We start from the raw sequence: 20,021 nt of genomic DNA on the forward strand, positions 1-20,021 counted from the left end.
CATTATCATAAAAAACACAGTCTTGTGAGCCATTTCTAGGCACAAATCTACGGAAAGTGATATGTTTTAAATATCTTCAGAAAGAAATTACTCCTAAAAGAATACTCGACATTTTTTTGAGGATGTGGAAAACATGTCTTACGGTTTGCAGATTGCCTCTTTAATTATTATCTTCATTGTAGTGATGGAGTTTTTTCGTTATCGAAGATTGAATCTTTTTACCACAAAAATGTTTGAGGTCCTGATTTTCTTTTCGGTATCAAGTATTCTGTTTAAATGCTTATGTCTTTTTTCTTATTACAACCCAGAATACTTCACTATATTAAGTGCCAAGATAGTTCATCAGCTTTTCTATGTTACGGTTAACATCAATATCTGGCTGATTTATATGTATATTGATCTGAGAACAAGACCAATAAAAAACTATACAAATCTGCAGTTTGTATTAAGAACTATTCCTTTGTGCGTTTCTTTTATGATGGTTGTTTTGGGAGATATAGGATATCACTCTGAGGCGGATGAAGCTTATTCCTATGGACTGATTTCACAAAGCTGCTATCTGGCCTTTGCCTGTTATTTCCTGCTTATAGTTTTTATGCTTTTAAGGTCTGATCCGTTAAAGAAAAGCAACACATATTATGAATTTATTCAGTTTCTCTTTATATGGCTTACAACCGCCATGGTTCAGTATTTCTTTCCATATATGCATCTGTCCTCAGCATCGTCCTGTGTAGCGGTTCTGTTTTTCTATTTAATCTTTGAAAATCCGAAGGAACATACGGATAAGGATATACCGTCGGCTTTTTCAAGGTATTCTTTTGAATATACAGTTCAGGAATTCTTAAAGTTAAGACGCCATTTCTGGGTGATAAATTTCTCGCTACAGAATGTTGATTCAATCAGGGCTACATATGGACAGAAGGTCTGTATGGACTGTATAGAAAAGGCAATTCTAACCATTCCTGACTTTAAAAGCCGTAATATTTTCAGGACACTAGAGTACAGTTTTGGTTTCATTATCTATTCTAAGGAAGAGCTGGATAATCTATACAGTAATTTTAAATTGTCTGATAGAACTCTGTTGCTTGCTGATTACATGGTTTCACCTTCTTTTTCTGTATGTTCGGTAGAGTGTCCTGATATTGTTTCTGATTCTGAAGATCTGATGGATTTACTTTCATTCTGCAGAAATGCCGATGAATACAGCACCGATAACACCATTCATGTAATTGATAAGGATACTACTGAAAAGCGAGAGTATAGAGAGGCTATTGAGAGTCTGCTGCAGAAGGCTGTTGATGAGGATGGATTTGAAGTCTATTTCCAGCCGATTATCAATGCTGTAACCAAAAAATGTGTGTCTCTGGAGGCTCTGGTCAGACTTAAGGATGAATCCTCTCTTGGCTATGTTTCCCCTGATGTGTTTATCCCTATTGCCGAAAAGAAAGGCTTAATTTCCCCTCTGGGAGACAGGGTAATGAGCAAGGTTTGCAGTTTTATCAGAAAATACAATTTGGACAAGAAAAATAATATTCTGGGGATTGGCGTGAATCTGTCAGGCATTCAGCTTTCAGATCCGTCATTACCTTACCGTTTACATCAGGCGGTCAAGAACTACAGTATTGCTCCTAATTTTATATACTTTGAAATAACGGAAACAGCAGCTGTACACTCAGGTAATACTGCTAAGGCCAATATTAGCAAGTTAAGAAAACTAGGTTATAAACTCTCAATGGATGATTTTGGAACGGGGTATTCCAATTTGTACAATATGGCATCAATCAGTTATGATTTGATAAAAATTGATAAGTCTCTGATCTGGCAGGCGTTTGATGGAAAAAATAGAAAATCTATGACGGTGCTACTCTCGATTATAAATATGATTCATTCCATTGGCTGTTCCATAGTTGCAGAAGGCGTCGAGACTGAAGCTCAGGCAAATTACTTTAAGGAATGTGGAATTGAGTTTCTGCAGGGATTTTACTTTTCCAGACCATTATCTTCAGATCAGATCCTTGAGTATGTAGAGAAGAATTCTGACCAGCATAGTCCAGTAGAATCATTAAGTATTATAAGAAATTAGCTAAATAAAAATTCCCCGTATCTATAAAGATACAGGGAATTATCCTTCTCCTTTTCTTTTTAGGGAAGGGAATGTTATGAGATTTACTTTTAAGAACCTAGACCGTTGAATTCAAGTACAACTTCTCTTGAAAAGACTCTTTCACAGTAGCGGCATTTCATCTGGATCTGATCTCCTTCAGTGGAAATCTTGAAACGTGCATTTGCATCTTTTTCTTCATTTGTGATGCAGTTGCTGTTTGGACATTTGAAAACACCTACTGTTTCTGCTGGCAGTCTTAACTTGTACTTATCAACAACCTTGTAGTCTTCAATCTGATTGATGGTTGCATTTGGAGCCAGAACTGCAATCTGCTCTGTCTGAGCTGGAGAAAATACAACATCAGCAATCTTGATGATGTCTTTCTTTCCCAAATCTCCTGAACGAAGGTTAAAACCAACAGTAAGCTGATTTCCTTTTCCTAAGAATTTAAACATGCGAATGATGTTGATTGCCTGTCCTGGAGCAATATGGTCGATTACTGTTCCATTAGCAATAGCCTCTACAAGGAGTTTTGATTTATTGTTTTCTACATGAGCTTCTGACATCTTAAATCTCCTTGTTCAGAACCAGTGAAAGGATAGCTTCGCGGGCATATACACCGTTTGCTGCCTGCTTGAAGTAGTATGCGTAAGGGGTATCATCAACTGAAGATACAATTTCATCAATTCTTGGCAGAGGGTGAAGGATCTTCATGTTTTCCTTTGCATCAGCAAGGGTTTCTGGGGTTAGGATGTATTTTGATTTTAGGTGCTGATATTCTGTTTCATCGAATCTTTCTTTCTGGACGCGAGTCATGTACAGAATATCAATCTTTGGCATAACTTCTTCAAGATTTGTGTGTACTGAGAAGGTGATGCCTCTCTTGGTCAGATCGTCAAGAATGTACTGAGGCATTGCCAGAGATTCAGGAGAAACCAGATAAATTCTTGCGTTATATAAGGATAAAGCCTCAGCTAGAGAGTGAACTGTACGGCCATATTTCAGGTCACCTACAAAGGCTATGGAAATGTCTTCTAATCTGCCTTGGGTTTCCTTGATGGTGAACAGATCAAGCATGGTCTGAGATGGATGCTGGTTTGAACCGTCTCCTGCATTGATAACAGGTACTGGTGATATATCTGCAGCTAATCTGGCAGCACCTTCCTTGTTATGGCGAATTACCAGAGCATCAGTGTAGGAGGTGATGATTCTCATTGAGTCCATGAAGGTTTCACCTTTCTTTCCTAATGATGTATTGGCTGCATCAGGGAAACCGATAACTCTTCCGCCTAGTCTCTGAATTGCAGTTTCAAATGAAAGGCGTGTTCTGGTTGAGCCTTCAAAGAAGGTTACACCAATCAGTTTGTCTTTTAACAGATCGGTGCGAGGATTCTTCTTAAGTTCAAACGCAGTTTTAAGAATTAATTCGATATGGTCTTTGGAGAATTCAGATATAGAGATTATATCTTTTTGGAAAAGTGGATTTGTCATGTTTTGTCCCTTTACTGTTAGAAAACCAGCAAGAACTGGGACGCATTCGCTTTCAGGAGCGCTTGCGTTTACGCTGTTCCTGAAAGCTACATTATACTCTAGAAGATTCTTTTTTTTGTGAGAAAGCAGAAATTTAAATTCAGAGGGATCTTAAGCGCCTGAAAAATCGCTTTTTAGTCATGATTCATCTAATTATAATCCGCACCAAAAGTGTGCTGTACGGGCAGAATGTATTATTGTTTATTCAGACTTTTGTGGTTCTTCTTTTTTCTGTAGAAGTTCAAGCTTCAGAATTCCTTCTCTGTAGATTTTTGAAAAATCCTTAAAGTCGAGTAACGGATTCTCTTCACCAAAAATATTTCCGGACAGACATGCCATCAGGAAAATACTGTACAGGGAGGAAAAGAAGTAATCTGTCATCTTCTGACTTACATTCAGTCTTGAACAGTGCTTGTTCCACAGATTCTTTGTTGGGAGAATAGATTCCTCGTTCATCATCTTGGCAATGTACGGATGTTTTATTGCCAGATTGAAAAGCATCTGATAACGACGGATAAACAGAGGTTCATCAAAGAACTTTTCAATACCTATAACTGCATTGTTGAAAAGTTCTCCCACAGTTTTGCTTTCATACAGACTTTCGTGCTGAATGATAGGCATGTGAGAGATAAAACTTTTGTGCAGAATTGCCTTCAGGATTTCATTCTTATCCTTAAAGTAAAGGTAGATGGTAGATCTTGCCATCTTTCCTTCCTTTGCAATATCTGAAAAAGTTGTTTCCTCAAAACCATTTTCAAGGAAAAGCTTGTCTGCGCAGGCCAAGATCTCATCTGCTCTTGACTCTTTTCTTCTCACTCTTTGTTTCTGTTCTGCCATATTCATCCTCGTTAGGGACAATATACTTAGTTTTTGCTTATTATACAATTAGTCATATTTAAAATATCTGCTTGTTTTTAATTCATTATTTCTAAGTCCATCCTAAGCGAGATCCTTTACTCTGTGACTCAGCAAGACAAACTTGTTTAATTAGGAGCTGTTTTGTATGAAATTAAGTAAAATCCTGACTGTTTCTGCCTTAGTATTAGGCTTATCCTCTGCTAATGTCTCTTTTGCGGGAGATAGTTTCGGATTCTTCTACAGTAAGGACGGAAGTAATCTCTCATATAGCAGTGGTTACCCATTTTACCCAAGACACCATAGACCACATGAGCACGTAGTTGAGCATCACCATTTTTATCATGAGCCTCCTCGTCCTCATCACCACCATCACCATCATCACCACCATCATTGGGATGACTAATACAAAAATATCCCTTCCATAATTTGGGAGGGGATATTGGAAAATGTTTGACTAAAACCTTGTTAAATCAATCTGATAGAGTTATTTGTTATCATTGTTTCAGCTGTGAATTATATACAATGTGTTTAATTATATGAACAATTTTACAAATAACTCTTTACAAATACATTGGTTTTAAAGATAATACTACGGCAAATTCTACAGGGGCATAGTTCTAATGGTAGAACAGCGGTCTCCAAAACCGACGGTTGTGAGTTCGAGTCTTACTGCCCCTGCCACTCTCCTTAGTATTCTTAATTTCCCTTAAAGAAAAAATTTTTCTAAGTAAAGAAACCTTTGCTTTTCTATTTCTTTCTTCTTCCTTTATAATGACTTCTACTTTCAATTAAAAGCTTTTGGATCTCGAAAGAAGGAACTTTAATGTTTACTCTTCTGGAGCGCGGTTTTTGTAAATATTAAAAAAATGATATTAAAAAACACTCAGATTACATGGAAACTCAAAGAGGGGACTGTATTAAAGTATGGTCCAGCTCCTGATGCCGATGCCGAGAATAAATCTTCAGAAGTATCTGTTAAGTCTGTTCCTGTAACAGATTTTTCTCATCAGAGAGAAATGTCATCTGTTAGTCAAAATCCGTTCCCTAAGGGTACAGCTGATTCTGTTGTCATCGCTCCTGAATCTACAGAAGAAACGGAGGCGCCTTCCGCTGCTAAAGATAATACTGTTATATCTGAAAAATCTGAGGCGCATATTGATCAGGCATATCCGCAAAGCGTTAATCACCACCTTGAAAATCCAGCAAATTCAAGTCCTGTTGTAGATGGTCTTGCGGTGAATACATCCAAGATTGTTCAGCCTTTAGGCGCAAGATGGCAGTCCATACCATACAGATTAAGATCCAAAAGAGCGGATGTATTCGTTGATATGCAGGCATCCGTCGATTATCTTCAATCTCTGGTGGATTTTCTTAAAAACAAAGGCCTGGATGTAAAAGAATATAACGATGAAGTGCATTATCTTCCATCAGATATTATTCTTGCTGATGCTTCAAGACTCATAGATGCTGGCACAGTACTGGTTCTGCAGCAGGGCAAACGCTATATATGGGATGCTCTTTTAAAAGAGTTTGGAGCAAGACTGAATGGCTAATAATCCTTTTTATACAAGAATTCTGACAAGAGATGATCTGTCTCTTGTTAACAGTATGGAAAAAATCGAGTTTCGTACCCAGAAGAATGCCTGGAACGCACAGTCTCTAATCGAGTGCTTTGATGACAGTTACTTAATCATTGGGCTATTTAATTCTCAGAACCTGATCGGCTTTTCTGTCATTTACAATACAAAATTTACCACTGATCTTCTGACTATAGGAGTTGATCCTGATTATCAGGGAAAGAAACTTGGTAGTCTTCTTTTAAGGGACACCCTTCTTGCTGCCCTTAAAAATGAGGTTCAGGAATGTTTCCTTGAAGTAAGAGTAAGTAATATAGTTGCTCAGAATCTGTACAAGAAATACGGTTTCAAGATAGTTGGAACCCGCCCCGCTTATTACAATCCTGTCGGAAATTCCCCTGCAGAAGATGCCTATACCATGCATCTATGTGATATTAAGGAAAATCTTGATAAGACGCTCGCACTTTAACATTGTGCATGTTTATTTCTTCAGCTTATTTTGCTAAAAATATTTAGTGGTATTCTATCTTTAGTGTCAAATAGATTATTCAGTCTGTTTTTTTATGATTTATAAAAAAAACGCGATAATACAAAATGTTATGCACTAAATGGAAGCAATTGATTTTTATAAAGAAATTATTTTTAATAATTTTTAACTAATTGAAATTTAAGCCTTTAATGACTAGCGAGGGAGATTATTAGCGAATAAATAACAGTTTTGAAAAAAGCTACATTTTGTAGGAAGGGTATAGAACCTATAATACATAAGGAAGTAGGACTAATCGTCTTCTTTTAAAAATACAATGTTGTCACGAAAGTGTCTTTAATCAAACAGGGAAATGCGATGCTTATAGGTATTCCTAAAGAAAGTTTAAGCGGTGAAACTCGAGTTGCTGCAACTCCTGATACCGTTGCAAAACTTAAAAAATTAGGCTTTGATATCACAGTTCAAAGCGAAGCTGGTGCGCTTTCAAGTTTTGACGATGCTGCCTATGAACAGGCAGGTGCAAAGGTTGTCAATAAAAAGCAGGTCTGGGGGGCTGATATTATTTTCAAGCTCAATGCTCCAACCGATGCTGAAATTGAACTGATGCATGAAGGTCAGACTTTAGTAAGCTTTATACGTCCTGCTCAGAATAAGGAGCTTGTTGATAAGCTGAATGCTAAAAAGGTAACTGTTTTAGCAATGGATATGGTGCCACGTATCTCACGTGCTCAGTCTTTAGACGCTCTATCATCAACTGCAAACATTTCTGGTTATCGAGCTGTTATTGAAGCTGCTCATGCCTTCGGCAGATTCTTTACCGGTCAGGTTACTGCTGCTGGTAAGGTTCCTCCTGCAAAAGTTATGGTTATTGGTGCTGGTGTAGCAGGTCTTGCTGCAATCGGTACTGCTCACTCATTAGGTGCTATTGTTCGTGCATTTGATACTCGTCTTGAAGTAGCCGACCAGATTAAATCAATGGGCGGTGAGTTCTTAAAGCTTGATTTCAAGAATGAAGACGGTGGCTCAAGTGACGGTTACGCAAAGGTAATGTCTGATGAGTTTATCAAGGCTGAAATGGAATTATTCGCAAAGCAGTGTAAGGAAGTTGATATCATCATCACTACAGCTGCAATTCCTGGCAAGCAGGCTCCTCGTCTGATCAACAAGGAAATGATTGCCTCAATGAAGCCTGGTTCAGTAATTGTTGATCTGGCTGCTGCAACAGGCGGTAACTGTGAAGGCACTGAAGCCGGCAAGGTTGTTACCACACCAAACGGCGTCAAGATGATTGGCTATACCGATCTTGCTGCTCGTCTGCCTGCTCAGTCATCTCAGCTCTACTCAACCAACCTTGTAAACCTTGCAAAACTTCTGTGCAAGAACAAGGACGGTCTGATTGATGTAGATTTTGAAGATGTTGTTCTACGCAACATGACTGTTACCAAGGAAGGCGAAGTTACCTTCCCACCTCCAAAGATCAGCGTTTCCGCTGCTCCTCAGGCTACAAAGGCCGCTGAAGCTCCAAAGGTTGAGCCAAAGAAACCAAATACCGCTCTGAAGATCGGCTGCCTGGTTGGCATGGTAGTGCTGTTTATGTTAATGGGCGCTTACGCTCCATCAGAGTTCCTGCCTCACTTCACTGTATTCGTACTTGCTGTTGTGGTTGGTTACTATGTTGTATGGAATGTTTCTCATTCTCTGCATACTCCTCTGATGTCTGTAACTAATGCTATTTCCGGTATCGTGGTCGTTGGTGCCATGGTCCAGATCAGCAACAGTTCAGTTCTAATCGGCATATTTGCCTTCATTGGTGTGTTAATCGTATCCATCAACATTTTCGGTGGTTTCGCTGTAACACGTCGTATGCTGGCAATGTTCAGAAAACAGCAATAGTAGGTAAGGAGATAATTTAGTATGTTGTTAGGTTTAACTCATATGGCCTACATTCTTGCAGCGCTATTATTCATTACAGCGCTAGCAGGACTATCAAAGCAGGAAACTGCAAAAATGGGCTGTTTGTCTGGTATGGTTGGTATGACCATTGCTCTGATTGCAACCTTCACTACCGTAAGTCCATTTGGTTTTGCAGCAATTATCGTTGCAATGCTGATCGGTGCTGTTATCGGTCTGTATGTTGCAAAGAGAGTTCAGATGACTCAGATGCCTGAGCTTATCGCCTGTCTGCACAGTTTCGTAGGTTTAGCAGCTGTTCTTGTAGGCTTTAACAGCTTTATCAAGTTAGGTGCTGATCCTGCAGCAGTTGCAAGTTGCGCAGTACCTTTTGAAGGTTCAACTCAGGAAGTTTTAGAGAAGGTTGCTCAGTGTAAGGAGCAGGCTGTATCAGCTTTAGCTCACCCACAGATGACCCTTGCTATGTTCAATACTGAACTGGTTGAAATCTTCCTAGGTATTTTCATCGGTGCTGTAACCTTCACTGGTTCTATCGTTGCATACGGTAAGTTAAATGGTACATATCAGCTGAGAATCTTCAAATCAGCTCCATTAACTCTACCATTCGGCAATGCTATGAACTTAGGTGCACTAGTTGTATCATTCCTGCTCTTAATATGGTTCGTAGCTGGCGGTGACGTATCAACTCTGCATGCCCCAGTTCTACCTTTACTGGCAATGACCATCATTGCGCTTGTATTCGGTATTCATCTGGTTGCTGCAATCGGTGGAGCTGATATGCCTGTTGTTATCTCAATGCTGAACTCATACTCTGGATGGGCTGCAGCTGCATCAGGTTTCATGCTGTCAAACGATCTTCTGATTGTTACCGGTGCTTTAGTAGGTTCATCAGGTGCTATTCTGTCCTACATCATGTGTAAGGCTATGAATCGTTCATTCATCTCTGTTATTGCCGGTGGCTTCGGTAACGAGGTTGTCATCAGCAAGGATGACGAGCAGATGGGTGAGTACCGTGAACTTAAGGCTGCGGATGTTGCTGAGCTTTGTAAGAATTCAAGCTCTGTAATCATCGCCCCTGGTTATGGTATGGCTGTTGCTCAGGCTCAGAATGCTGTAGCTTCTCTAACCGAGAAATTAAAGGCTCGCGGTGTAGACGTTCGCTTCGCAATTCATCCTGTAGCCGGACGTCTGCCAGGTCATATGAATGTTCTTTTAGCAGAAGCTAAGGTTCCATATGATATCGTATTCGAGATGGATGAAATCAATGATGATTTCGAGAATACTGATACCGTACTGGTTATCGGTGCAAACGATACTGTAAACCCAGCCGCTGCTGAAGATCCAACCAGCCCAATTGCAGGTATGCCTGTTCTTGAGGTTTGGAAGGCACGCAACGTTGTTGTGTTCAAGCGTTCTATGAATCCTGGTTATGCAGGTGTTCAGAATCCTCTGTTCTTCAAGGAAAACTCAGCTATGTGCTTTGGTGATGCTAAGAAGACAGTTGAAGAGATTGTTGCCAATATCTAATTTTTAACAAAATCTTTATAAAAATCCTCTAGTTATCTAAATTAGAGGATTTTTTTTATTTTTTTTCTAAAGTTCCTCTGCAGGAATTCCGATAACAATTGTAGAGGGGAAATTTAGACTAATTTTAGGAGGAAAGTATGAGTATAGATGCAAGTGCACTAACCAGCATCCAGAATGCTATTGCCAGCTTTTCTTCTTCAAACACTCAGAACACTGGTTCGCAGAACTATGTTCAAACTTTAACGGAAGCTAGTGCTTCTGTAAGTACAGAGACCAGATTTAAGAAGGCTTTTGAAGAGAAACTCAAGAAAGCTACTGGTTCTGAGGATGTTGAGATAAGCAAAGATGCTCTAGATGCTTTAAAGAAGTTTAATGAGACAGGTGCTCAGGATACAGAGAAAACTGATAAAAAGACTTCAGATGTTTCCTATACCTATGATTACATGACTTTAAAGAAGCAGAGAGAGCAGAATCTGGCAAAGATTGAGAAGGAAGTTGCTGAGAAATACAATCCTCAGGCATCTGTTCAAAGTGAGGAAACTCCTGAAGCTGAAGAGACAGAATCTGCAGCGGTTTCATCAACAGCAGCTGATAATTCGACTTTAAATGTTCAGCCAAGAGCTGAAGTTCAGACTCAGTCTGAGGATGAGAGTCCTACTGATCCTCACGGAAGACAGGAGCCTGATCAGAATGAGACAGCTGCTCAGAGTGATGCTACTGTAAATGGTGCTGATGAAATGTCAGAGTCTGCTACTTTAAGCAATGTATAAGATTTTAGGTGTGTGATAATTGTTCTGAGATCTGCATTTGGTCTATCCAAATGCAGATTGATGTATATTTGACTAAGGATGTTGAGATTGCTCATCATCCTTTTTTTGCGTATTGTCATCCTCAAGGATAACCCAGGTACATGGGGTCTGTCCTGCCACAACCTTTCCCGAAGCACTGATTACTCTTGCGATCGAGGCAGAGGAATTAACCACAATCATTGATGTAATGGTTGACTCAAGCTGTTCTGATACATGATTGATATCTATGTTAATAATTGGTGTTCCTGTTTCAACTCTATCGCCGATACCTACGTTGGAACTTAATCCTTCACCGCAAAAGTTGGAGGTACCTATTCCAAATGTTACGTAAACTTCAATTCCACTATCGGTTCTGATAGCAAAAGCATTATTAGAGGCAACGAGTCTTGAAATGATACCTGAACAAGGTGCAAGTATATGTGAATCATCTGGAATAATGGCTACGCCGTCACCAATCAGTTTTTCTGATATAACCAGATCAGGAACTTCTCCTAGGGGGACCAGATTTCCTGTAACTGGAGCCAGAAGCTCTAGATCTGCTTCGTTTTTTGCCTCGTTGATAGCATCGTCATTCTTAGAAAAGAAAGAAAAGATACCCATAAAAAATCCTAATTAAAACAGATTGCAGCCATTTACTGAAACATAAATGTACCAGTATCTGCAGTTATTCTAGAAGAATTCCTTCTTCAGTATTTAACAGGAGAAGGAATTCAGTATATCGCTTAACTCTGAACCTGTATAACAGGTAACAATCTTGTTGTAGAGCTCTATATCGAAGTCAGGCTGAATGTCGTGTTCAAGATTAAGCCTTTCAACAACACCTTTTACTTTCTGAATATTATATGTACCTGTTACAAGATAAGATACCCCCATCTTGTAAAAGAATGGTAAAAGCTCAGTTCTTGCAGCAAATCGTCCTGCAACTCCTAGGGTAATACCTGCCTCGTGGGCTGCTTTTGCTGCCATGGCTATCATTTTAGCAAGAACAGGGGTAAAAGCTGAATCAGCCGGGCAGGGAGCCGATGCATATTCTGCCAGAGAGCTTGTTCCTAAAAGCATCATGGCACTGTTGTTTGCAAAAGCTGGCGCTAGAAGTACTGCTGCAGGAGTTTCCACCATGAAGGAGATTAACATTTTTCCATGTGGGATTTTCTGATTTTCAAGTTCATCCTGACAGTCATTTGCCAGTTTGAAAAGATAATCTTTTTCGCTGATCCTTGTAATAAGAGGGAATACGATGGTAATTTCCTGTCCAACTGATGCCCTTAGCATTGCTCTGATTTCTTTTTTCAGTAGGGCTGTTCCCACTCCTGCACCGTATCCTTTAAGCGGACCGTCATCATCGGTAATTACTGTGAACAAAGGCTTTTTGTCATCAGCAAAGTCGAAGGTTCTTGAGGTTAGAGGGGCATTCTTTTTGACTTTTGAGAAAATCTGGTAAAACCTCTGAGTCATCTCCTCCTCAGTTGGTTCTGTCATGGAGCTTAAGAATAGAAATTCTGAACGCAGAAGACCAAGTCCGTGTGCGGTAATTTTCTCAACATCATCATTTGGACTTATTGCTCCGACAGCTGCTCCAAGAGTTATATTCAGAAGTGATTCGTCATTTATCTGAAATAACTGAGATTCCTGCCTGCGAAGAATTCCTTTTGTCATGTCCTCAGGCGGTTCTACAATCACAACTGCAGCGTTGCTGTCGACTATTACATAGGTTCCTGATTTAATATTGGTTGCATCAAAAACACCGAAAACGGCTGGAATGCTCAGCTCTCTGAGTACGACTCCAAGGTGACTGGAATCTCTGCCTTCTTCAAGTACTACGCCTTTTACAAATTTTGTATCCAGTGAAAGAAGCTGTGCCGGTGAAATTGTTCGAGCGATTATAATCACATCTTCTTTTAATTCTGGGAGTTCAATTTCATCAGCCTTCGAATGCTCCAGGGTATGAATAAATTCGTTTAATAGAGACTGTATTTCGCCTTTATCTGTTTTAAGATCGTTTTCCTTTTTAAAAAAGTTATCCAGATTTTCAAAGAGTACAGTTCTGGCAGCCATGCTGGCAGAACAACCTCTTTTTATAAGCTCAAGTATTTCCAGTTTATTGTCTGCAGAGGTGATGAAGCCTGCGGTTGCACCGATAAGATCCCTTACTGAGTCCTTTGCTGGATTGACAATCTGAAGAAGTTTCTGAGAAAAACGAGAGGATTTTTTGTTAAAACGATCGATTTCGGTTTCAACGTCATAAGCAAATATTTCATCAGTCGAGTTGGTGTTTCTGGTTTTTGATATGGTCAGGGAAGGGGCTGCTCCAACTCCTGCTCCTGCTGATACTCCTGATAATGTATACATATCTACTCCTGATTGTTATGACGTATGTTCTGGAGGATGTTTTTCTGTATTTCAAGATAATATCTTGTTCCTGCACATACAGCTGCTGGCGGGATCAGAATATTGAGAATTGGTACCGAAAGTGAAAGGGCAATTACGGTTCCAAAGCTTAAGGTTGCAACTGGATTATTTTTGAGATCCCGCTGCATGGAATTAAAAGGAATTTTATGGTTGTCATAAGCATAGTCACAGTACTGTAGACAGCCCATCCATGCGGTGAGCGCAAACCAGAGTACTGGAGCTATAAGGTTTAATGCTGGAATAAAAGAGATTATCAGACAAACAAGTGCCAGTGGCAGGAAAAACATCTGTTTTCTGACTTCTCTCATAAGGATCCTCGGAATGTCCTTTATAAGCTGAGGTACGGTCATATCCTCACCGTGACTCTGATTGAGGAGCATTTCAACCTTATCTGCAAGCAGACCATAGAAAGGTGAGGCAATTATGGTGGCCAGCGTCGAGAAGATGTAGCAGCTGACAAAAATAATGGTGATACTCAGGAGTGCAGAAATAATATATGCCAGAAAGTTAAGATAAGAAGGAATATCCTCGAAAATATTAAAAACCAGCGTCTTGAGATTTGAAAAAAGATAGTAACCCAGAGCTGACAGCAGGATTATATTTACCAGCACAGGCAGAATAATGTAAAGACGGCACTCTTTAGACAGCGCTATCCTAATACCGTTTTTCAGATAGCTAACAGCATCCATTATTCCAAGTTTTACTGGATTTGTTCCTTGCATAATTCCTCTTTTCTGTGGAGTATTTATTACTGCTGAAAATATAAGCAGACAAAAAAAACTAAGCACTTACTATGCTCATTCTGATTTAATACTACCATTTCGTTACACTATTTAATCGAAAATTCCTCTCAATTTCTCTTTTATTTTTGTTTAAGCCGATTGTTTCAAAAGACTTAAAGTCACAGATGCGGTAAAATAATTGGAATGCAGAAGAGATAAAAATTTAGGAGTTCCAATGACTTTCAACGATTCTAGTTCAATTATTCTGATTGTAGGGGCAGTTGCGATTTTAGCCTTCGTTGTTCATGGTCTGTGGTTCTCTGGTCGTAGTATTAACCGTAAACTTGTTAAAACTTCAAAAGAAGATCAGGAAATTGCCAATTCTTCTGCTGTCGGCAAGGTAAGAATCGTTATGCCTCAGACCGATGCTTCTTCTTTTGACGTTGCACCTCAGAAAGTTGAGACTTTTGTAAACAAGACTGACACCAAGAAAGTTCCTCAGGACAGCAGTCCTGAGAAAAAAACATCAGCTCCTCAGGTCAGCAATACTTATGAGTTAAATCTGTACGCTGCTGACGGTCGTGTCTATAAAGGCCTTGATTTGGAGGAATTATTCGGAAATTACGGCTTTATAAGAGGCGACAAGGATATTTACTGTGTGTATGAAAATCCTACCTTAAAGGATCATGTTGTATTTAGAATCTGTTCATTAGAGGCTCCTTATTCTTTTCCTAAAGATATGTCAGATTTTTCAACTCATTCACTTGCAATCTATATGCATCTGCCAAGCAAGGGAAAATGCTTTATTTACTTTAAGGCAATGAGAATTGCGGCTAATTGCCTAATCGAGCATTTAGGCGGAGTTCTTTATGACAATGATAATGTTGAAATGACAGAGGAAAAACTGGATTCTATCGAGCGTACTCTGAAAAAATATGATAAGTCAGAGGATTAGTAATGGAATATTCAGATATTAAAGAGCGTTACAGAGCTCTGGTTAGTGATTTAAACCGATATTCTGTTGCTTACTATGTTAACGATGAACCGCTTGTTCCTGATGCTGAATATGACAGGTTATATCGGGAACTGGAATTACTCGAGCAGAGTAATCCTGATCTTATTGCAGCTGATTCTCCAACTCAGAGAGTTGGAGGGCAGGCGTTAACCTCATTTGCACCTGTTACCCATAGAGTTCCTCTTATGTCCATGGGCGACATTTTTGATGACAATGAGCTTACCGATTTTAATCAACGCATGATGCAGTCTACCGGTATTGCTTCTGTGGAGTACTGTGCCGAACCTAAGCTTGATGGTCTGGCAATATCCCTTGTATACAGAGACGGTGTTCTTGTTCAGGCTGCAACCCGAGGAGATGGACGAGTCGGAGAGGATGTAACATCTAATGCCAGAACTATAAAGGCTATTCCTTTAAGACTCCATGGAGAGAATATCCCTTCCTATCTGGACGTCCGCGGTGAGGTGATTATGCCTCGTGATGGTTTTAACAGATGGAATGAGATGGCTCTTGAAACCGGAGGCAAAGTCTTTGCCAATCCTCGTAATGCGGCTGCAGGCTCTTTAAGACAGCTTGACTCTAAAATTACGGCCAAAAGACCTTTATCCTTTTATGCGTATTACGTTGGAGAGTGTGAAGGATATGAGCTGCCTGATGATCAGTATCAACGACTTTTAGAGCTAAAAAAATTCGGTATTCCTGTAAATCCAAATATCAGATGTGTTAATGGAATTGAGGGGCTAAGAGCTTTTTACAATGACATTCTCTCACGTAGAGATTCTCTAAATTACGATATAGATGGTGTGGTTCTGAAGGTTAACTCATTATCTGTTCAGGAGGAGCTTGGTTTTACTGCCAAGGTTCCACGTTGGGCTGTTGCCTATAAGTTTCCTCCTGAGGAAATGATGACAAGACTTCTGGATGTCGAATTTCAGGTAGGCAGAACCGGTGCAATTACACCTGTGGCTAAACTTGATCCCGTATATGTTGGAGGAGCAACTGTATCCAGTGCCACCCTTCATAATGCAGATGAAATCGCACGTCTGGGTATTAAAATCGGTGACTATGTTGTTGTGCGCCGTGCCGGAGATGTTATTCCACAGGTTTCAGGTGTGGTTGCAGAAAAAAGATCCGGTGCTGAACGAGAGATTGTTTTCCCTAAGTACTGTCCAGAATGCGGAAGTCTGATTGAAAAAATCGAAGGCGAATCCGTTGCAAGATGTTCTGGAGGCCTTTTCTGTTCTGCTCAGCTAAGAGAATCTATTCTGCATTTCGTTTCTAGAGATGCTATGGATATCGAGGGCTTTGGTGATCGTATTGTAGAAGAGCTGGTTTCCTCAAAGACACTGACTTCGGTTGCCGATATCTACATGCTTTCTGAGGACTCTCTGGCAAACACAGTGCTTGAAGCTGAGACTGAAGATAAGAAACAGCGCCTTTTAGGCCATGTTATAGCCAAAAAGCTGCTTAAAGCTATAGAAAACTCCAAAAAGGTACCATTTAACAGATTCATCTACGCTTTAGGTATCAGAGAAGTTGGAGTTTCAACAGCAAGAACTCTGGCCTCAAATTTTGAGAATATTGACTCTCTAATCAAAGCCTCCTACGAGAAACTTCTGACTCTGCCTGATATCGGTCCTGTTGTTGCCAAGCACATAGTTGATTTCTTCTCGGAAAAACACAATTTATCGATTATAAGTCAGCTTGTGGCTCAGGGTGATCTTTTCAGTGCCGGAATTGAGATTATTCCTCTGCCTCAGCAGTCGGAAATCGATGTTTCCTCTCTCCCTTTAAACGGACAGACCTTTGTTATAACCGGTACTCTGGATGCAATGGATAGAAATACGGCCAAGTCAAAGCTGTTAGCTTTGGGGGGAAAAGTCTCTGGCTCTGTATCTAAAAAGACCAGTGCGGTTATCTGCGGAGCTGATCCTGGCTCTAAACTTGTAAAAGCAAATGAACTTGGAATCAGAGTTATTTACGAGGAAGAGTTCTTAGAGATGCTTAAGCAATATGAGTCTTAACTTAAGAGAAGTTAACAAAAAAGGCTAACATTGCGTTAGCCTTTTTTCGTGATTAGTTCTTTATTTTCAGAGGAATATCCTCAGGATACTTCACTGCTGATTTACCGTAGATAGCCTTTTCAAAGGTATCTGCATGTTCAATAGGTACCAGAATTCCACGAGCAGGATCGATCTTGTCTGAGGTATAACCCGAATTCAGTTTCTTCAGGATATCCAAAGAAGCTCCTGACAGGCGTGCTGCTTCATGTAAGGAACTAACCTTTCCTGCAACCTCAACTTTTCTGAAGGCGGTTCTGTTCTTGATCTTCGGCAGAGTTACACCATAAGCCTGCGGATTCTTCAGAATATCAGAATATGCCTTAAATCTGGTCAGATAGTTACGGGCAGTTCTTGAAATAATGATGTCATCAGCAGTTGGATTTGCAATACCCTTCTTCTGGGCATTTCCAATCGCTCTTTTAACACCGTATTCACCCTGATTGTATGCAACTACAACCAGCTGCCAGTCTCCTAGATCCTGATACAGTCTGTTAAGATACTTTACACCTGCATCAGTTGATGCAAAGAAGTCATAGATTCCGTCGTAACCATGAGATCTTTTCAGTCCCAGAGAGTATCCGGTTGATCTTACATACTGCCATGCTCCATGAGCTCCCTTGTTGTGTACATGAGGATTGAGTCCACTTTCAACAAGAGGAATTGCAGCCATTTCCAGAGGTATATCCGCTTCTTTTAACTTGGTTAAAAGATAATGTACGTAGAAATTATTCTTTTTTAAATTTGAGGTAACCGATCTGGCATGACTTCTAGCCAAAGCGCGTTCCTGAGCATTTAACTTAAGATTTAAAGTAAAACGGGATTTATCTGCAAGGTCTGATTCCCATACAGACTTCTGCTCTTGTAGTTTCTTTAATTCTAGTTCGTTTTGCTCATCTTTGTTTTCTTGGGCATTGGCAGTCATGTTTGAAGAGCATGCATTTAATGAAACAAATGCAGCTACCACAATACCAAAGCACAAATATAATGTTTTTCTAATCATCCTTCCTAACTTGGTCCACAGGACCGGTTGTTAATATTGATAATTAGGAGCAAAAACCTTCATCAAGGATTTTGTTATCTCCTGCGGCAGCACCTCGGGCAAGTTCATCGCAACGTTCATTTTCTGCATGTCCGGCATGTCCTTTAACCCATTTAAAAGTAATGGAGTGTTTTGAACATTCCTGATCAAGCTGTTGCCATAAATCCTTGTTCTTAACAGGTGCCTTTGTACTGGAAATCCAATTATTTCTTTTCCAGCCTGCAAGCCATGAAGTCATACCGTTTTTTACGTACTGACTATCTGTTGTTATTATTACTTTACATGGCTCTTTAAGAGATGAGAGCCCTTTAATGACGGCCATTAGTTCCATACGATTATTAGTCGTCTGGATAAAGCCCTGGGCGAATTCTCTTACATGTTCTTTATATTTAAGAATAACTCCGTAACCGCCTGGGCCAGGGTTTCCTAAACAAGAACCGTCAGTGAAGATTAATACCTCTTTCATAAGTCTCATTATTATTTATTAAAGAAGGTAAACCTTCCCTTTCTCGATACTGTTTGTAAACAATATCTCATGAAATTCACACTTTTATTATATCATAAAAAACTATAAATAAATAATTGTTATAATTCAGTATGTTAAAGCACAAAAATGTGATTCAAGAATAAAAATAATATCCGTTTTTCTATTATTTCATTCTTTTTGAGATTTTACCAAAAAAAGAGTGATTTATAATATGTAGCTCCTCAAATGTATGTTACATGATTAAAATTAGCTAATACTTAGATTTAAAAAATTTGCTATATATCACAAAAATGGCTATAAATTGAGCTTTTTAAAGGTGCATTTTGTTAGCTTTAACTAACTAATAGGAATATCCTTATTTAACTGTTCTTCTGCATATACACTATGATTTTTTTAGATAACAAACATAAATTTATAGAAGAAAACATACTAAAAAAATCAATAAAGTGAATTTTGTCATAGTTGACAAGCCAAAGTAAAACAGATTCAACAATATCTTTAAAACAAATTTTGCTAAAATGGAAAGACAATATTGGAGAATGTATTTTGAAAAGACAAGTTGCACTTGATACAGAAACTACAGGTAAATCTGACGATGGTACTCCTGGAGAACACCGAATTATCGAAGTAGGCTGTGTTGAAATCATCGATCGTAAGGTTACAGGCAGAAATCTTCAGCTTTATGTTAATCCTGAAAGACATGTTGATGATGAAGCTTTTAAAGTGCATGGTATTTCAGATGAATTCCTCAAAGACAAACCAAAATTCAGTGAAGTTGCACATGAGCTTATAGATTTCATCAGAGGATCTGAGCTCCTGATCCATAACGCAAAGTTCGACGTCGGTTTTATGGATAAAGAGTGGCTCATGATGGGGCTTAATGAAAAGACGAGTGATATGGCCACTGTTGTGGATACCGTTTCACTTGCTATGAAACTTTGTCCTGGCCATCAGGTAAATCTGGATAATCTGTGTAATATCTATGAAGTAGACAGATCCTCCCGTACTCTTCACGGAGCGTTGCTTGATGCTCAGATTCTGGCAGAAGTCTATCTGGCTATGACCGGCGGACAGGCTTCTCTGAATTTTTCAGAAGAAGATAAAGTCGTAGTTAACGAAAAATGGGTAAGACCCGAGGGAATTAAAATACCTATCATGCCATTGAGTGAAGAGTGTCATGTCGTACACATGGAAAAAATGCTTTCTCTGGCTCAGACCCATATGCTCAGAAAAGGAGAGGAAGGTCAGCCTTCTGTTGCCGGAAGTGACTGGTCTGACGCTTTTGACATGGAATTACTTGTCAAAGGTGAAGATGAGAAGAAAGGCGATTTCAAAAAAAGATTATCTGAACAGAAAAATATGATGCTCGAGAAGATCTTTACTCCTCAGCAGCGTGAAGTTTTAGCCGAAGCTAAAAAGAAAGATAATGAAGCTCAGGAAGCCTGGCTTGATAGAGTTTTAGGTCGAAAGAAATAGGAGATGT

18 protein-coding genes and 1 tRNA gene are annotated in these 20,021 nt (G+C 39.5%); 11 read left to right on the plus strand and 8 right to left on the minus strand.

The window, feature by feature from the left end; genetic code table 11:
- The first annotated feature begins 133 nt into the window (after nucleotides 1–133).
- On the plus strand, nucleotides 134–2,083 hold the full coding sequence (locus BM308_RS02555; RefSeq protein WP_074942729.1) for an EAL domain-containing protein: 1,950 nt from the start codon (nucleotides 134–136) through the stop codon (nucleotides 2,081–2,083).
- An 89-nt stretch (nucleotides 2,084–2,172) separates the two neighbouring features.
- On the opposite strand, the gene pyrI is transcribed toward BM308_RS02555, so the two are convergent.
- The 3 genes from pyrI to BM308_RS02570 form a co-directional block, all read right to left on the minus strand.
- Nucleotides 2,173–2,670: an aspartate carbamoyltransferase regulatory subunit gene (gene pyrI / locus BM308_RS02560; protein ID WP_074942730.1), complete on the minus strand. Its 498-nt coding sequence runs from the start codon at nucleotides 2,668–2,670 to the stop codon at nucleotides 2,173–2,175.
- 1 nt (nucleotide 2,671) lies between these two features.
- Nucleotides 2,672–3,595 carry an aspartate carbamoyltransferase gene (gene pyrB / locus BM308_RS02565; RefSeq protein WP_074942731.1) on the minus strand — a complete coding sequence of 308 codons (924 nt, stop codon included), beginning with the start codon at nucleotides 3,593–3,595 and terminating at the stop codon, nucleotides 2,672–2,674.
- Between the two features lie 240 nt (nucleotides 3,596–3,835).
- Complete coding sequence (locus tag BM308_RS02570) at nucleotides 3,836–4,471, minus strand: TetR/AcrR family transcriptional regulator (protein WP_074942732.1); 636 nt, start codon at nucleotides 4,469–4,471, stop codon at nucleotides 3,836–3,838.
- A 166-nt stretch (nucleotides 4,472–4,637) separates the two neighbouring features.
- On the opposite strand from BM308_RS02570, the gene BM308_RS13165 reads away from it, so the two are divergent.
- The 7 genes from BM308_RS13165 (at nucleotide 4,638) to BM308_RS02600 (ending at nucleotide 10,764) form a co-directional block, all read left to right on the plus strand.
- Nucleotides 4,638–4,895, plus strand: a complete 258-nt coding sequence (locus tag BM308_RS13165) for a hypothetical protein (RefSeq protein WP_083425410.1) — start codon at nucleotides 4,638–4,640, stop codon at nucleotides 4,893–4,895.
- 202 nt (nucleotides 4,896–5,097) lie between these two features.
- A tRNA-Trp gene (locus BM308_RS02575) sits at nucleotides 5,098–5,173 on the plus strand.
- Nucleotides 5,174–5,358: 185 nt separating this feature from the next.
- Nucleotides 5,359–6,045 (plus strand): hypothetical protein, encoded by a 687-nt coding sequence (locus BM308_RS02580; RefSeq protein WP_074942733.1) that lies wholly within the window; start codon nucleotides 5,359–5,361, stop codon nucleotides 6,043–6,045.
- On the plus strand, nucleotides 6,038–6,538 hold the full coding sequence (rimI, locus tag BM308_RS02585) for a ribosomal protein S18-alanine N-acetyltransferase (protein WP_074942734.1): 501 nt from the start codon (nucleotides 6,038–6,040) through the stop codon (nucleotides 6,536–6,538). The genes BM308_RS02580 and rimI overlap by 8 nt, the downstream gene beginning before the upstream one ends.
- A gap of 375 nt (nucleotides 6,539–6,913) precedes the next feature.
- A complete protein-coding gene (locus BM308_RS02590) occupies nucleotides 6,914–8,449 on the plus strand; it encodes a Re/Si-specific NAD(P)(+) transhydrogenase subunit alpha (protein ID WP_074942735.1) in 1,536 nt (511 codons plus the stop codon).
- 21 nt (nucleotides 8,450–8,470) lie between these two features.
- Nucleotides 8,471–9,994 carry a Re/Si-specific NAD(P)(+) transhydrogenase subunit beta gene (gene pntB / locus BM308_RS02595; protein WP_074942736.1) on the plus strand — a complete coding sequence of 508 codons (1,524 nt, stop codon included), beginning with the start codon at nucleotides 8,471–8,473 and terminating at the stop codon, nucleotides 9,992–9,994.
- A gap of 137 nt (nucleotides 9,995–10,131) precedes the next feature.
- Nucleotides 10,132–10,764: a hypothetical protein gene (locus BM308_RS02600; RefSeq protein ID WP_074942737.1), complete on the plus strand. Its 633-nt coding sequence runs from the start codon at nucleotides 10,132–10,134 to the stop codon at nucleotides 10,762–10,764.
- 72 nt (nucleotides 10,765–10,836) lie between these two features.
- Here the strand turns inward: BM308_RS02600 and BM308_RS02605 are convergent, their stop codons facing one another.
- The 3 genes from BM308_RS02605 to cysZ all read right to left on the minus strand — a co-directional run bounded on the left by BM308_RS02605 (nucleotide 10,837) and on the right by cysZ (nucleotide 13,934).
- Entirely contained in the window at nucleotides 10,837–11,403 is a 567-nt protein-coding gene (locus BM308_RS02605; RefSeq protein WP_074942738.1) for a PTS sugar transporter subunit IIA, read from the minus strand.
- A 93-nt stretch (nucleotides 11,404–11,496) separates the two neighbouring features.
- Nucleotides 11,497–13,152 (minus strand): putative PEP-binding protein, encoded by a 1,656-nt coding sequence (locus BM308_RS02610; protein ID WP_074942739.1) that lies wholly within the window; start codon nucleotides 13,150–13,152, stop codon nucleotides 11,497–11,499.
- A gap of 2 nt (nucleotides 13,153–13,154) precedes the next feature.
- The gene (gene cysZ / locus BM308_RS02615; protein WP_083425411.1) at nucleotides 13,155–13,934 is read right to left on the minus strand and encodes a sulfate transporter CysZ; all 780 of its coding nucleotides are present in this window, start codon (nucleotides 13,932–13,934) and stop codon (nucleotides 13,155–13,157) included.
- 235 nt (nucleotides 13,935–14,169) lie between these two features.
- Here cysZ and BM308_RS02620 point away from each other — a divergent pair, with 235 nt between their 5' ends.
- Both BM308_RS02620 and ligA read left to right on the plus strand, forming a co-directional pair.
- A complete protein-coding gene (locus BM308_RS02620; RefSeq protein ID WP_074942740.1) occupies nucleotides 14,170–14,889 on the plus strand; it encodes a cell division protein ZipA C-terminal FtsZ-binding domain-containing protein in 720 nt (239 codons plus the stop codon).
- Nucleotides 14,890–14,891: 2 nt separating this feature from the next.
- Nucleotides 14,892–16,973 (plus strand): NAD-dependent DNA ligase LigA, encoded by a 2,082-nt coding sequence (ligA, locus tag BM308_RS02625; RefSeq protein WP_074942741.1) that lies wholly within the window; start codon nucleotides 14,892–14,894, stop codon nucleotides 16,971–16,973.
- Between the two features lie 52 nt (nucleotides 16,974–17,025).
- Here ligA and BM308_RS02630 read toward each other — a convergent pair whose 3' ends face one another.
- Nucleotides 17,026–18,012 carry a transglycosylase SLT domain-containing protein gene (locus BM308_RS02630; RefSeq protein ID WP_074942742.1) on the minus strand — a complete coding sequence of 329 codons (987 nt, stop codon included), beginning with the start codon at nucleotides 18,010–18,012 and terminating at the stop codon, nucleotides 17,026–17,028.
- 43 nt (nucleotides 18,013–18,055) lie between these two features.
- Entirely contained in the window at nucleotides 18,056–18,517 is a 462-nt protein-coding gene (rnhA, locus tag BM308_RS02635) for a ribonuclease HI (protein ID WP_218152526.1), read from the minus strand.
- A 567-nt stretch (nucleotides 18,518–19,084) separates the two neighbouring features.
- On the opposite strand from rnhA, the gene dnaQ reads away from it, so the two are divergent.
- On the plus strand, nucleotides 19,085–20,014 hold the full coding sequence (gene dnaQ / locus BM308_RS02640; protein WP_074942744.1) for a DNA polymerase III subunit epsilon: 930 nt from the start codon (nucleotides 19,085–19,087) through the stop codon (nucleotides 20,012–20,014).
- Nucleotides 20,015–20,021 lie beyond the last annotated feature (7 nt).

The organism is Succinivibrio dextrinosolvens, from assembly GCF_900116345.1.
Lineage (GTDB): Bacteria > Pseudomonadota > Gammaproteobacteria > Enterobacterales > Succinivibrionaceae > Succinivibrio > Succinivibrio dextrinosolvens_B.